Below are 12,641 nucleotides of genomic sequence, written 5' to 3'. Positions count from 1 at the left end.
AGAATCATGCAGAAGTTCGCCACCCCCACCCCGATCTCCGCCGTTCTGGACATCCCGGCCGGCAGCATCCGCCTCATCGCCGCGGACCGCACGGACACCGCGGTCGAGGTCCGGCCCGCCGACGCTTCGAAGAACCGCGACGTCAAGGCGGCCGAGCAGACCTCGGTCGAGTACGCCGACGGGGTGCTGCGGATCGCGGTCCCGGCGAAGAACCAGCTGCTGGGCGCCTCCGGTTTCATCGAGGTGACCGTCCAGCTGCCCGCCGGCTCCCGCGTCGAGGCGAGGGCGGCCGCCGCCGAACTCCGCGGCGTCGGACGCCTCGGTGACGTCGTCTTCGAAGGCGCCCAGGGCTCGGTCAAGCTCGACGAGACCGCGAGCGCCCACCTGACCCTCGCGGCGGGGGACGTCGCGGTCGGCCGCCTGGGCGGCCCCGCCCGGATCAGCACGCAGAAGGGCGACCTGCGCATCGCCGAGGCCGTGCGCGGCACGGTCGAACTGCGCACCGAGTACGGCGAGATCTCGATCGGCGCCGCCGCCGGGGTCAGCGCCACGATCGACGCCGGCACCTCGCTGGGCCGGATCCACAACGCCCTGCGCAACGCCGACGGCGCCGCCGCCGGCCTCGACATCCACGCGACCACCGCCTACGGCGACATCACCGCCCGCAGCCTCTGACGTCCGTAGATCCGTAGATCCGTAAAGGAGCACCGCTCATGACCAGCTGGGCCATCACGGCGAACGGGCTGCGCAAGTCCTACGGCGACAAGACCGTCCTCGACGGCATCGACCTCGCCGTCCCGGAGGGAACGGTCTTCTCCCTGCTCGGCCCGAACGGTGCCGGCAAGACCACCGTCGTGAAGATCCTCTCCACGCTCATCACCGCCGACGGCGGACAGGCCCGGGTCGGCGGCCACGACATCGCGGCCGACCCGCAGGCGGTGCGTGGTGCGGTCGGTGTCACGGGGCAGTTCTCGGCCGTTGACGGGCTGATCACCGGTGAGGAGAACATGCTGCTGATGGCGGACCTGCACCACCTGTCCAAGCGGGAGGGGCGGCGGGTGGCCGCCGAACTCCTCGAGCGATTCGACCTGGTGGAGGCCGCGAAGAAGCCGGCCTCGACCTACTCCGGTGGCATGAAGCGTCGCCTCGACATAGCCATGACCCTGGTCGGTGATCCGCGGATCATTTTCCTTGACGAGCCGACGACCGGTCTGGATCCCCGTTCTCGTCACAACATGTGGCAGATCATCCGCGAGCTCGTCACGGGCGGGGTGACTGTCTTCTTGACCACGCAGTACTTGGAGGAGGCCGATCAGCTCGCGGATCGGATCGCGGTGCTGAACGACGGTCGGATCGCGGCCGAGGGGACTGCGGAGGAGTTGAAGCGGCTGATCCCTGGAGGCCATGTACGGCTGCGGTTCTCCGGCCCGACCGTCTACCGGAGGGCGACCACCGTGCTCGGCGAGGTCACCCGGGACGACGAGGCGTTGGAGCTGCGGATCCCCAGTGACGGCAGTCAGCGCGCTCTGCGCTCCCTCCTGGGCCTGCTGGATTCCGCGGGCATCGAGGCGGACGAGCTGACCGTGCACACGCCCGACCTCGATGACGTGTTCTTCGCTCTGACCGGCACCGACCCTCGTCCCGGTAAGTCCGCCCTGCCTGCTCAGTCCAAGGAGAACGTCCGATGAGTTCCTTCGCCCTCGCCGTCCGCGACTCGTCCACGATGCTGCGCCGCAACCTCCTGCACGCGCGCCGCTATCCGTCCCTGACGCTGAACTTGCTGCTCACGCCGATCATGCTCCTGCTGCTCTTCGTCTACATCTTCGGTGATGTGATGAGCGCGGGCATCGGTGGCGGTGGCCGCTCCGATTACATCGCGTACCTGGTGCCGGGCTTGCTGCTGATGACCATCGGCAGCACCACGATCGGCACGGCCGTGTCGGTGTCCAACGATATGACCGAGGGCATCATCGCCCGGTTCCGCACGATGGCGATCCACCGCGGGGCGGTGCTCATCGGGCACGTCGTCGGCAGTGTGCTGCAGTCGATCGCGAGCGTGGTTCTCGTGGGCGCCGTCGCCGTGGCCATCGGCTTCCGGTCCACGGACGCGACGGTTCTGGAGTGGTGCGCGGCGTTCGGGCTGCTCGTGCTGTTCGCTCTGGCGCTGACCTGGATCGCCGTCGGCATGGGGCTGATCAGCCCGAACGCCGAGGCCGCGAGCAACAATGCGCTGCCCATGATCCTGCTGCCGCTGCTGTCCAGTGCTTTCGTGCCGGTCGAGGGGATGCCGGGCTGGTTCCAGCCGATCGCCGAATACCAGCCCTTCACCCCGGCCATCGAGACCCTGCGCGGCCTGCTCCTCGGCAGCGAGATCGGCAACAACGGGTGGATCGCGGTCGCCTGGTGCCTGGGCCTCGCGGTACTCGGCTACTTCTGGTCGGCCTCGAAGTTCAACAGTGACCCGAAGTAGCGCCCGAGGCCCCGCAGCCGGCCCTCCCGCGCCCCACCCCGTCCACAGGCGGCGCACCCCGACGACAGGTCGGAGTGCGCCGCCCCGTTCGTCTGCGGATGCCGGCGGTGGCTACGCGCCGCTGACGGCACGGAGTTCTCGGATCTGCCTCTTGGGGGGCGCGGTTTCGTAGCGGGGGGCGGACGGTTCGCCGAGCGTGCCGTTCTGGATGCTGCGGGCCGCTTCCCGTACCGCGGCCGTGAGGGCTTCGACGGTCTCGTAGCCCGCGATGTAGGGATGCAGGATGTAGGTGCGGTAACTGTGCTCCGGGCGCAGAACGAGGTGCCGGTCGACCAGTGAGGCCATGGCGGTCGACGCGGCGTTCTTGCCGAGGCCCACACGAGCCGCGAGCTCCTGCTGGGACATCCGGACCTCGCCACCCGGCTCCTGGAGGTCGATCAGGGCGCTCAGAAGATCTTGGGCGCCGCGGGAGAGCTGCAGCTTGTGAAGCATCCCGTGCCCGAAGGTCGCCTGGATCAGCATGCCGACTCCTCCTCCTGGTCCTGACCGAGTTCCACCTGCGCGCTTCGTGGGGCGGGTGGAGCATTGAGCAGGGGAAACGCATTTTCTGGGGTACCGTGCCGCAGCTTAGCCAGGATCTCCTGCTGCCGATCGCCGTTGCCCATGAAGCCGATCAGGGGATTCACGAAGAGGACACCGGGGCGGACCTTCTGAATCATGTGCCACTCTTCCAGGCGGCTGACGGCCCGGGTGACGTTGGCCCGCTCGACCCCGAGCCGCTCGGCGATCAGCTTGTGCGTCGCCCTGACCCAGCCCTCCTTCTGCTTGCCGATGCACCAGACCAGGACGGCGGACTGGATGGGGGACATGCCGTGTTGGGCGATGAGGACGGCGAGGACCTCGCTGAGGAACTCGTTGCTGACGGCGCTGAAGCCGGCCGTCCCGTACATCTCGTGCGGGGCACGCTGGGTCACCCGGACACTGACGTCCACCTGCTGGACCGGCCGGCCACGCACAGGGCCCTTCCCGATGAGGTCCGCGAACTTCTCGGTCAGCGTCTCCCTGAACTCCTCGCCGGAGCCGGAGACGGGCACGAGCGGAGGCTGCGCGGCGGACGCTCGACGAATGGGTTGGGGGCGCGCCATGTGCGTGGGTTCCATCCTCACTCAAGGGGAAGTCGGCACGTAGCCTAGCGGGTTCTCCCAGTGCACTGGGAGAAAACCTCCCAGCCGGTGTGACTTTTGCGTGTCGGTGCCGACACGCTCCTCGCGTGCGTCGGGGGCCTCCCCTTGCCTGACCAGGGCGTATCGAATTTTCTCCCAGTTGGATGGGAGAAAATGGGGTCGTTGGTGCTGCCCACTGACACATCGTCGCCTGTCGATGTGTCAGCGCTGACACATCGACATTGGTGAACTCGCAGGTCAGAGTAGGTTTTTCGGAACTGCCCTCTTTTCCATAAGAGCAACTGGTGCCGGTGGGCACCTTGCGGACTCCACGGGTCGGCTGCGCCCTGCGCTGCGCTCCGGTGCTCGCTTCTTGGGTGCGGGTCGGCCGGTCAGTGGCGGGCCGGGTGGGGTTTCCGTCGGAGGCAAGCAGCACAGTGGCTGATGCCGTCTGTGGTGCGGAGTAGCGCCCGTTCGCCGGATCCGGGGTGCGGGCCGCACTGGGCACACCTTCTGTGGCTGAGCTCGACACGGGTCTGCTTTCAGGCAGGCGCGGCCGGATGAGCTACGAGGCTGCGTTCACCGGTCCCAGTCGGCTGCCGTTTTGAGGAGGCGGTCGTTGGCGTCGGGGGTGCCGATGGTGATGCGGACGCCCTCGTCGGCGAAGGGGCGGACCATCAGGCCGGCCGCCTCGCAGGCGTCCGCGAAGTAGGACGTGCGGGAGCCCAGGCGCAGCCAGACGAAGTTGGCGTGGCTTTCGGGGACCTCGTAGCCCTCCGCGCGGAGGGCGGCGCTGACGCGGGACCGTTCCGCCACCAGGTCGGCCACGCGGTCGCGGAGTTCCGCGGTGGCCCGCAGCGAGGCCAGGGCGGCGGCCTGGGCGGGGCCGCTCACGCCGAGGGGGACGGAGCAGGCGCGCAGGGCGGCCGTGACGTGGGGGTGGGCCACCGCGTAGCCGACGCGGAGGGCGGCCAGTCCGTAGGCCTTGGAGAAGGTGCGCAGGACCGCGACGTTGGGGCGGTCCCGGTAGAGGTCGATGCCGTCCGGGATGTCCTCGGCGGGGTCGACGAACTCGCGGTAGGCCTCGTCCATGACGACCAGGACGTCGGCCGGCACGCGGTTCAGGAAGCGTTCCAGTTCTGCGCGGCGTACGGCGGTGCCGGTCGGGTTGTTCGGGTTGCAGACGAAGATCAGGCGGGTGCGGTCGGTGACCGCGTCGGCCAGGGCGTCCAGGTCGTGGGTCTCGTCGCGCAGCGGGACCTGGACGGAGGTGGTGCCGGCGGCCCAGGCCAGCAGCGGGTACGCCTCGAACGAGCGCCAGGCGAAGACGACTTCGTCACCCGGGCCCGCGGCGGCGGCGACCAGGTGCTGGGTGATGCCGACCGAGCCGGTGCCCAGGACCAGGTGGTCGGCGGGTACGGCGAGGAGGTCCGACAGCTCCGTGATGAGCTCGGCCGCGCCGGGGTCGGGGTAGCGGTTGAGGCGGCCCAGCCAGGTCTCGACCGCGGCGATCACGGAGGGGAGCGGCGGGTACGGGTTCTCGTTCGAGGAGAGCTTGTCCACGAACTCGTCGCGTGCCGCGCGGCCCGGCACGTAGGCGGGGAGCGTCGAGACGTCGGCGCGGAGCCGGGGGGGAGGTCGTGTACGGATCGTCGGCATCGGGCATGGCGCAGTCAGTCCTTAGACGGGGAGAGGTGCCGGACGGGGATGCGACACCGTCCGGCCGCGCCGACGGGGGAGGGCGGCACGGCCGGACGGTGACCAGGGGGGACCGGGGGAGGGGGCGGCGCGGGGCTGAGGGGGGATCAGCCCCGCGACGGCGCCGGCGGGTTGTAGGGCGAGGGACCGCCGAACGCCCAGCGCAGCCGGGTCGCCCCGTCGATCTGCACCACGCGCTCGATGTCGAACTCGCACATCCGCAGGGCTCCGGGCACGTCCGCCCGGTCCCCCTCGGCCCAGTTGATCCGTGCCTTGCCCGTCAGTTGCAGGGTGTGGCCGGACTCCCAGTCCAGGAAGAGCAGTCCGCAGTTCTCGTTGAGCTGCAGATTGCCCAGGGTCATGTAGAAGGAATTGCCGAAGTAGTCGGGCCATACGAGCCTGCGCGGTCCCGCCACCGTGACGAAGCCGGGGTCGCCGCCCCGGTGCGAGGAGTCCGCGCCGTAGCCGTCGGCCTGACTGGCGATGAAGAAGGTGTCCGCGCTGCGGATCCACTTCTCCTGCTCGGGTGTCAGCGCGTCGCCGCCCCGGGTCTCCCGGGAGGCGGAGGCCGGCCCGTCCGCGACCGGGACCCGTACCTGGAGGTACTTGGGGCAGTTGCCCAGGACCTGCTCGGTGCGGATGTGCAGGGATTCCCCTTCGCGCCGCGCCACGCCGTTGATCCGGATCCGGGTCGTCGTGTGGGGTTCGAGGGCGAGCAGCCCGATGTCGGCCGTCTCGGCGAAGGCTCCGGCGAGCGGATCGCCCGGGACGGGCAGGGAGGACAGCGCGATCGTGCGCCGGCTCGTGGGCAGGGCGAAGCCGGGGTCGCCCGTGACCAGTGAGGACCACATGGCGCCCGTGGCGTCGGCGCCGCCCAGGAAGAGCATGCGCTGGCGCATCAGGTACTGGTCGAACCCGGGCTGGATCACGTCGTCGAACATCGGCGAGCCCCAGCCGGGACCGCCTTCGCCGGCCTGCTTCTGGACGGCCTGTTCACCCTCGTGATGGGGGGTCTTGATCACGGGAATCGGGAACCTCCGGTCGGGACGGGCGCCGTGGCCGACGGGGTCGCCGTCGGGGGGGCGCCCGTCTACGGGGCGCCGGTCAGCGGGCGCCGATCAGCAGGGCGGTGTCCACGACACGGTTGGAGAAGCCCCACTCGTTGTCGTACCAGCCGACGATCTTGACCTGGCGGCCGTCGCCGATCACCTTGGTCAGGCCCGAGTCGAAGATGCACGACGCGGGGTCGGTGACGATGTCGCTGGAGACGATCGGCTCGTCGGTGTAGGTGAGGATGCCCGCGAGGGGGCCCTCGGCGGCCTTCGCGAAGATCTCGTTGACCTCCTCGACCGTCGTCGCGCGGCCGACGCGGACGGTGAGGTCGGTGGCGGAGCCCGTCGGGATCGGCACGCGCAGCGCGTACCCGTCGAGCTTGCCCTTGAGCTGGGGCAGGACCAGGCCGATCGCCTTGGCGGCGCCGGTGGTGGTCGGCACGGTGTTCGTCGCCGCCGAGCGGGCGCGGCGCAGGTCGGTGTGCGGACCGTCCTGGAGGTTCTGGTCCGCGGTGTAGGCGTGGACCGTGGTCATCAGGCCGTGCTCGATGCCGAGGGCGTCGTCGATGACCTTGGCCAGCGGGGCCAGGCAGTTGGTGGTGCACGAGGCGTTGGAGACGATGTCGTGCACGGCCGGGTCGTAGAGGGCGTCGTTGATGCCGAAGGCGATCGTCAGGTCCTCGTTCTTCGAGGGTGCGCTGATGATGACCTTGTGGGCGCCGGCTTCCAGGTGGGCGCGTGCCTTGTGCGCGTCGGTGAAGACGCCGGTGGACTCGATGACCACGTCCACCTCCAGCTCGCCCCACGGGAGTTTGGCGGGGTCGCGCTCGGCGCTCACGCGTACGGTGCGCCCGTCGATGACGAGGTTGCCCTCGACCGCGCGGACGTCGTGGCCGAGCTTGCCGAGCGTGCTGTCGTACTTGAGCAGGTGGGCCAGCGTCTTGGCGTCGGTGAGGTCGTTGACGGCGACCACCTCCAGGCCGGTGCCCCGCTGAAGGGCGGCGCGGAAGAAGCTGCGGCCGATGCGGCCGAATCCGTTGATGCCGACCTTGATCGTCACGTGATACCCCTCGTTCGGAAACTACATCCATGACCGCACGTGAAGCCGCGTTGTCCGGCCAGTCTTCGCCATCAACTGTACTGGCTGACCTGTCGACCGGCTTGCGTAAATGCGCCTGTTCATGGCCTGTTTACGCACGAAAGCCGAGGTGGGGCCCCGCGCATTGGAACATCTGATGCTATGCGAGTACGTGCACGCAGGTATGTTTTTATGGGCCTGCCTGTCACGATGACACGACGCTTCCCGGAGCGAGGAGAACGATGGACATGCTGCCCCTTCGCGGGCCGAGCGCATCCGTGCCGGACCGCAGTCCACCGCTCGCCGCGCTCACCGCGCCCGCCCCGCCCGTCTCGGGTACGGCGGCGCGGGTCATCCGGGCCCACGGCGAGTCCGTGCACGGGACTACCGTCCGCCGCGAGTTCGGGGACGTCACCATCTCCCTCGTCACCGGGGAGGCCCACGAGGCCGTACGCCCCGGCCGGCACATCCGCCCCGACCCCGCCGAGTCCCTGCGGGTGTTCCGGGCACTGGCCGGCGAGATCCACGTCCACCAGGACGGCCGCCGGGGCCAGGCGAGCGGCCCGCAGATCATCTGCTGCGACTCCAGCCGGCCCTACCGGCTCCTCCTGCCCCGGCCCTTCCACCTGGTCGAGGTCCAACTGCCGCACCGGCACCTCGGCATGTCGGCCGGCGACACCGCGAAGCTCACCGCCACCGGCTGGTGCGGGCGGATGGGCGCGGGCGCCCTGCTCTCCCAGCTGCTCGCCGGACTCCACGACCACGGCACCGAGATCCACTCCGCCATGGACCGGGTCGGCGCCACCGTGGCGGGCCTGACCGCGGCCGTCCTCGCCGACCGGCTGCGCCACGTCGCCGCCGAGGACGAGGTGGCCCGGCACGACCTGATGCTGGGCATCCAGGCGTACATCCGCGCACGGCTCTCCGACCCCGACCTCACCCCGCAGGCGGTCGCCGAGCACCACAACATCTCGCTGCGCTACCTCCAGCGGATCTTCCACGAGCAAGGGACCAGCCCCGCCCGGTGGATCCGGGACGAACGCCTCGCCCGCTGCCGCTCGGAGCTGCGCGACCCGCGGCTCGAACACCTGCCCGTCGGGGTGATCGGCGAGCGGTCCGGGCTCTACCAGGCCTCGCACTTCAGCCGGCTCTTCCGCGACCGGTACGGGCTCACCCCGCGCGGCTACCGGACCATGCGCGAGGCCGTGCCCGCGTAGGGGACGGCAGCGCCGCAGGACAACGCCGAGCACCGACGCGACCGCCGAGCACCGACGACCGACGAGCACTGACATCCGAGGAGGATGACGGATTTGACCGGCACGAGCTTCGAATTCCCCGGTGAGTACTACGAGATCATGCGGAAGGACTTCCGCAACCTCGACGCCGAGACGGAGTTCCTCGCGTCCCTGCTCCCCGACGCGGGCACCGTACTCGACCTGGGCTGCGGCACCGGCTCCAACCTGCGCGCCCTGCGCGAGCGCGGCCACCGAGGCACCGGCGTCGACCAGAGCGCCGCGTTCCTGGAGTACGCCCGGGCCGCAGGCGACGAGGGCATCTCCTACGTGGAGGCCCGCGCCGAGGAGTACCGCACCGACGAGCGCTACGACCTCGTGTACAGCCTGTTCATGACGCTGAACTACCTGGACCGGGGCCGGCTCCCCGCCGTCCTGCGCTCCGTCCGCGAGCTGCTCAACCCCGGCGGGCAGGTCGTCCTGGAGTTCGGCCACCTGCTGAACTTCGTCGACTCCTTCCAGCCCCACAGCGTCGGCCACCACCGCCGCGACGGGGTCCTCATCACCCGACTCGCCCGCCAGTTCATCAACGCGCACGCCGCGAACTGGCGCAATGAGGAAACCCTGCTGGTCCGCGCCGCGGACGGCAACGTCGCCATGTACGACAACTTCTTCGACCAGGCCGTCCTGACCGGGCCCGAGGTGCGCGAACTGCTGGCCGCGGCGGGACTGACCATCACGGCCGAGTACGGCGGGTTCCGCAAGGAGCCCGCGCCCTTCCACGGCCGGGGCCCGCTCGTCATCGTGGCCACCGCGACCCCCGTGACCCCCGCCGACACCGCGTCCCACACCGCTTCCGACACCGCTCAGCAAGAGGAGAACCAGGTATGACCGGCACCGGCATATCGCTGCTCGACGGCGGGCCCGCCCCCAAAACCGGCGTCGCGCACCTCGGCGCCGCCCTCGTCCGCGCCGTCGGCGAGAGCGACGGCCGCGGGGTGACGTACATCCGCGCCGACGGCACCGAGGTCCACCAGAGCTACTGCGGGCTGCTCGACGACGCCTCGCGCGTCCTGGCCGGCCTGCGTGCCTCCGGCGCCGTGATCGGCGAGAAGATCATCCTGCAGTCCGCCGACGACGCCGACCTGCTCGCCGGCTTCTGGGGCTGTGTCCTCGGCGGCTTCCTCCCGCTGCCCGTCAGCGCCGACGCGGTCAACGGCCCCGGCCTGCTGGAGCGCGTGTGGGCCGGCTACGGCCGCCCCCGCGTCCTGACCGGCACCGGCCAGGAGCTCGCGCCCGCCGTCACCGCCGACGCCGGGTGGAGCGCCGCCCACCTGGGCGACGTAGCGAGCCTGCGCACCGCCCACGAGCCTGACCTCGCCTGGCACGAGCCGGACGCCGCGGACCCGGCCGTGCTGCTGCTCACCTCCGGCAGCACCGGCGTGCCCAAGGCCGTCAGCCTCACCCACCGCAACATCCTCACGCGCAGCGCGGCCACCTCCCGCGTGAACGAGCTCGACGCGGACACCCGCACCTTCAACTGGATGCCGCTGGACCACATCGGCGGGCTGATCATGTTCCACGCGCGCGACGTCTTCCTCGGCTGCGCCCAGGTCCACGCCAAGATCCAGTGGGTCCTGGAGGACCCGCTGCGCTGGCTCGACGCCGTCTCCACCCACCGGGCCGACACCACCTGGGCGCCCAACTTCGCCTTCGTGCTCGTCAACGACCAGGCCGAGCGCTTCGAGGGCCGCGGCTGGGACCTGAGCCCGCTGCGCTACATCATGAACGGCGGCGAGGCCGTCCGCTCCGGCGTCGTCCGCCGCTTCCTGGACCTGCTGGCCCCCTACGGGCTGCCCGCCACCGCGATGTTCCCGGGCTGGGGCATGTCCGAGACCACCGCGGGCGTGGCCGACTGCCAGTTCACCGAGGCCGCCGCCGGCGACGACCGCTACGTGCCGGTCGGCCGCCCGCAGCCCGGTACCCGCGTCCGGGTCGTCGACGAGCACGGCGCGCTCGTGCCGTGGGGCGTCACCGGCCGGCTCCAGGTCACCGGTTCGACCATCACCTCCGGCTACTACGACAACCCCGTGCAGAACCGGCAGTCCTTCACGGACGACGGCTGGTTCAAGACCGGCGACCTGGCCTACGTGGAGAACGGCATCCTCACCGTCACCGGCCGCACCGACGACGTCATCCAGCTCGGGGAGATCGCCTACCACGGCCACGAGATCGAGGCCGCCGTGGAGGAACTCGACTTCATCGAGCCCTCGTACACCGTCGCTTCCCTGGTCACCGCCGAACCCGGCGGCGCCGAGGAGCTCGCGGTCTTCTTCAGCCCGCGCGCCGGCAGCATCACCGGGGAACAGGGCGAGCGGATCCGCGAGCGGGTCCGGGAGCGGCTGGGCGTCGACGTTCCGCACCTGCTGCCCGTCGACCGGTCCGAGATCCCCAAGACCGGCATCGGCAAGCTCCGCCGCGCCCAGCTCCGCAAGAGTTTCGAGGACAGCCGGGCCTCCGTCCCGGCCGGCACCGCGGCCTGACCGTACGGATGGTGCCGCCGGTGCGGGCCCAGCCCCCGGCGGCACCATCCGTACGTCTCCATCCCCTACGCACGAGGAGCGCCCATGGCGCAGCAGGAGCGAGCCGAGCGGACACGACGGGCTCTGATCGACGGCGCCGCCAAGGCCATTGACCTCTACGGCTACGAAGGGGCCTCGCTCGCGGTGATCTGCACCGCCGCGGGAGTGACCAAGGGCGCCCTGATGTACCACTTTCCCGCCAAGGACGACCTGGTCAGAGCGGTGCGGACCGAAGCCCGGCAGACGATCGTCAGCGCGCTGGGCGCCGTGCCGCACCGCGGGATGCGGCCCTTGCAGGCCGCCGTCGACATGACGCACGCCGTCGCCGGGCGGCTCGGGCACGACCCCGTCGTACGGGCGGGCGCGCGGCTGACCCGGGAGTTCGTGCACTACCCCGACGGCAGCTTCTCCTGGACCGATGCCGTCCGCGAGGAACTGGCCGACGCGCTGGCCGGCGCGGCCGACCCCTGGGGGACGGCGGCGCAGCTCGTGTACTCCCTGATCGGGATGGACGTGTGCCTGCGGGGGGAGGTGCACCGACCGGGCCGATCCTGCAGGCCGCTGCGCGGGCACCTGACCCGGCTGTGGCAGCTGATCCTGCCGGGGATCCTCGTGGCGCCGCAGGCCGTGGAGCTGTACCGGGCCGAGGGCTCCTCGCCGTACTGCGCCTTCGCGGCCGTACCCGAACCCGTGCACACCGGGCTGCGGGCATGAGTGCGGACCGCGCGGGGGCGGCGACGGGCGCTGCGACGGGGTCCGCGACGAGGGCGGCGATGGGGGCGAGCGTGCCCGATCCGCGTCCGCTGACCGGCGAACCGCTCAGCCTGGACCTCCTCAACACCCACTGGCACGACCGGTACGGCCGCTACGACCTGCTGGACTCCACCGCCGGCCTCGCGTGCTGGCTGTCCGGGTCCCGGGTGGCCGCCGCCTACGCCGGCGGCGAGCTGCGCGCCGACCGGAACACCCTGAGTGCCGCCCGGGCCGCCCGCTCCGCGCTGGCCGGTGTGGTCGGGCGCGCCGATGCGGGGCCGCGGGCGCTCGACGCCTTCAACCGGCTGCTCGACGCGGGCCGGATCCGCCGGCTGCTCACGGCCGCCGGGCCCGTGGAGCGACTGGAGGCGCCGGACTCGGGCCGCCTGTTCGGGTACCTCGCGGCGGCGGACTACCTCCGGCTGCTCAGCACCGCGGGGGACCGGGTGCGCAGTTGCGCCAACCCGACGTGCGGGCTGCGCTTCCACGACGTCAGCCGCAACGGCACCCGCCGGTGGTGCACGAGCACCGGCTGCGGAAACCGCGCGAAGGCCGCCCGCCACTATGCCCGCCGGACGGCGTCCACGGCCTGAGCGGTGCGGCGCCCCTGCCG

At 71.1% G+C, this 12,641-nt stretch carries 13 protein-coding genes; 8 read left to right on the top strand and 5 right to left on the bottom strand.

The genetic code is table 11. The features are described 5' to 3' along the window. Positions 1-6: 6 nt before the first annotated feature. Genes OG435_RS45070 through OG435_RS45060 form a run of 3 tightly spaced genes read left to right on the top strand, consistent with a single transcriptional unit; the run spans position 7 to position 2,470 of the window. Entirely contained in the window at positions 7-675 is a 669-nt protein-coding gene (locus OG435_RS45070) for a DUF4097 family beta strand repeat-containing protein (protein WP_266887026.1), read from the top strand. Positions 676-713: 38 nt separating this feature from the next. Continuing rightward, a complete protein-coding gene (locus OG435_RS45065) occupies positions 714-1,688 on the top strand; it encodes an ATP-binding cassette domain-containing protein (RefSeq protein WP_266887024.1) in 975 nt (324 codons plus the stop codon). Next, the gene (locus OG435_RS45060) at positions 1,685-2,470 is read left to right on the top strand and encodes an ABC transporter permease (RefSeq protein ID WP_266886997.1); all 786 of its coding nucleotides are present in this window, start codon (positions 1,685-1,687) and stop codon (positions 2,468-2,470) included. The genes OG435_RS45065 and OG435_RS45060 overlap by 4 nt, the downstream gene beginning before the upstream one ends. A 111-nt stretch (positions 2,471-2,581) precedes the next feature. Here the strand turns inward: OG435_RS45060 and OG435_RS45055 are convergent, their stop codons facing one another. The 5 genes from OG435_RS45055 to gap all read right to left on the bottom strand — a co-directional run bounded on the left by OG435_RS45055 (position 2,582) and on the right by gap (position 7,443). Next, positions 2,582-2,992, bottom strand: a complete 411-nt coding sequence (locus OG435_RS45055) for a hypothetical protein (protein ID WP_266887022.1) — start codon at positions 2,990-2,992, stop codon at positions 2,582-2,584. Further along, a complete protein-coding gene (locus OG435_RS45050) occupies positions 2,986-3,564 on the bottom strand; it encodes a MarR family transcriptional regulator (protein WP_266887020.1) in 579 nt (192 codons plus the stop codon). The genes OG435_RS45055 and OG435_RS45050 overlap by 7 nt, the downstream gene beginning before the upstream one ends. A 648-nt stretch (positions 3,565-4,212) precedes the next feature. After that, a complete protein-coding gene (hisC, locus tag OG435_RS45045) occupies positions 4,213-5,292 on the bottom strand; it encodes a histidinol-phosphate transaminase (RefSeq protein WP_266887018.1) in 1,080 nt (359 codons plus the stop codon). A gap of 146 nt (positions 5,293-5,438) precedes the next feature. Next, complete coding sequence (locus OG435_RS45040; RefSeq protein ID WP_266887016.1) at positions 5,439-6,353, bottom strand: pyridoxamine 5'-phosphate oxidase family protein; 915 nt, start codon at positions 6,351-6,353, stop codon at positions 5,439-5,441. 82 nt (positions 6,354-6,435) lie between these two features. After that, complete coding sequence (gene gap, locus OG435_RS45035) at positions 6,436-7,443, bottom strand: type I glyceraldehyde-3-phosphate dehydrogenase (RefSeq protein WP_266887014.1); 1,008 nt, start codon at positions 7,441-7,443, stop codon at positions 6,436-6,438. A 266-nt stretch (positions 7,444-7,709) separates the two neighbouring features. Between gap and OG435_RS45030 the strand changes: the two genes are divergently transcribed. The 5 genes from OG435_RS45030 to OG435_RS45010 all read left to right on the top strand — a co-directional run bounded on the left by OG435_RS45030 (position 7,710) and on the right by OG435_RS45010 (position 12,621). Beyond that, positions 7,710-8,678, top strand: coding sequence for a helix-turn-helix domain-containing protein (locus tag OG435_RS45030; protein WP_266887012.1), 969 nt, complete (start codon positions 7,710-7,712; stop codon positions 8,676-8,678). Positions 8,679-8,771: 93 nt separating this feature from the next. Continuing rightward, positions 8,772-9,584, top strand: a complete 813-nt coding sequence (locus OG435_RS45025) for a class I SAM-dependent methyltransferase (protein ID WP_266887011.1) — start codon at positions 8,772-8,774, stop codon at positions 9,582-9,584. Beyond that, positions 9,581-11,236: an AMP-binding protein gene (locus tag OG435_RS45020; protein ID WP_266887009.1), complete on the top strand. Its 1,656-nt coding sequence runs from the start codon at positions 9,581-9,583 to the stop codon at positions 11,234-11,236. The genes OG435_RS45025 and OG435_RS45020 overlap by 4 nt, the downstream gene beginning before the upstream one ends. Before the next feature lie 84 nt (positions 11,237-11,320). Next, positions 11,321-11,989, top strand: a complete 669-nt coding sequence (locus OG435_RS45015; protein WP_266887007.1) for a TetR/AcrR family transcriptional regulator — start codon at positions 11,321-11,323, stop codon at positions 11,987-11,989. A gap of 71 nt (positions 11,990-12,060) precedes the next feature. Beyond that, the gene (locus tag OG435_RS45010) at positions 12,061-12,621 is read left to right on the top strand and encodes a CGNR zinc finger domain-containing protein (protein ID WP_323188036.1); all 561 of its coding nucleotides are present in this window, start codon (positions 12,061-12,063) and stop codon (positions 12,619-12,621) included. The last annotated feature ends 20 nt before the right edge of the window (positions 12,622-12,641 follow it).

This window comes from Streptomyces sp. NBC_01264 (genome assembly GCF_026340675.1).
Lineage (GTDB): Bacteria > Actinomycetota > Actinomycetes > Streptomycetales > Streptomycetaceae > Streptomyces.
The sequence above is the reverse complement of the archived record's forward strand: the minus strand, read 5'-3'. Positions and strand labels throughout refer to the sequence as shown.

Coding starts and splice junctions, on each gene's coding strand:
- OG435_RS45070 (WP_266887026.1), top strand. CDS start 7: ATGCAGAAGTTCGCCACCCCCACCCCGATCTCCGCCGTTCTGGACATC.
- OG435_RS45065 (WP_266887024.1), top strand. CDS start 714: ATGACCAGCTGGGCCATCACGGCGAACGGGCTGCGCAAGTCCTACGGC.
- OG435_RS45060 (WP_266886997.1), top strand. CDS start 1,685: ATGAGTTCCTTCGCCCTCGCCGTCCGCGACTCGTCCACGATGCTGCGC.
- OG435_RS45055 (WP_266887022.1), bottom strand. CDS start 2,992: ATGCTGATCCAGGCGACCTTCGGGCACGGGATGCTTCACAAGCTGCAG.
- hisC (WP_266887018.1), bottom strand. CDS start 5,292: ATGCCGACGATCCGTACACGACCTCCCCCCCGGCTCCGCGCCGACGTC.
- OG435_RS45030 (WP_266887012.1), top strand. CDS start 7,710: ATGCTGCCCCTTCGCGGGCCGAGCGCATCCGTGCCGGACCGCAGTCCA.
- OG435_RS45020 (WP_266887009.1), top strand. CDS start 9,581: ATGACCGGCACCGGCATATCGCTGCTCGACGGCGGGCCCGCCCCCAAA.
- OG435_RS45015 (WP_266887007.1), top strand. CDS start 11,321: ATGGCGCAGCAGGAGCGAGCCGAGCGGACACGACGGGCTCTGATCGAC.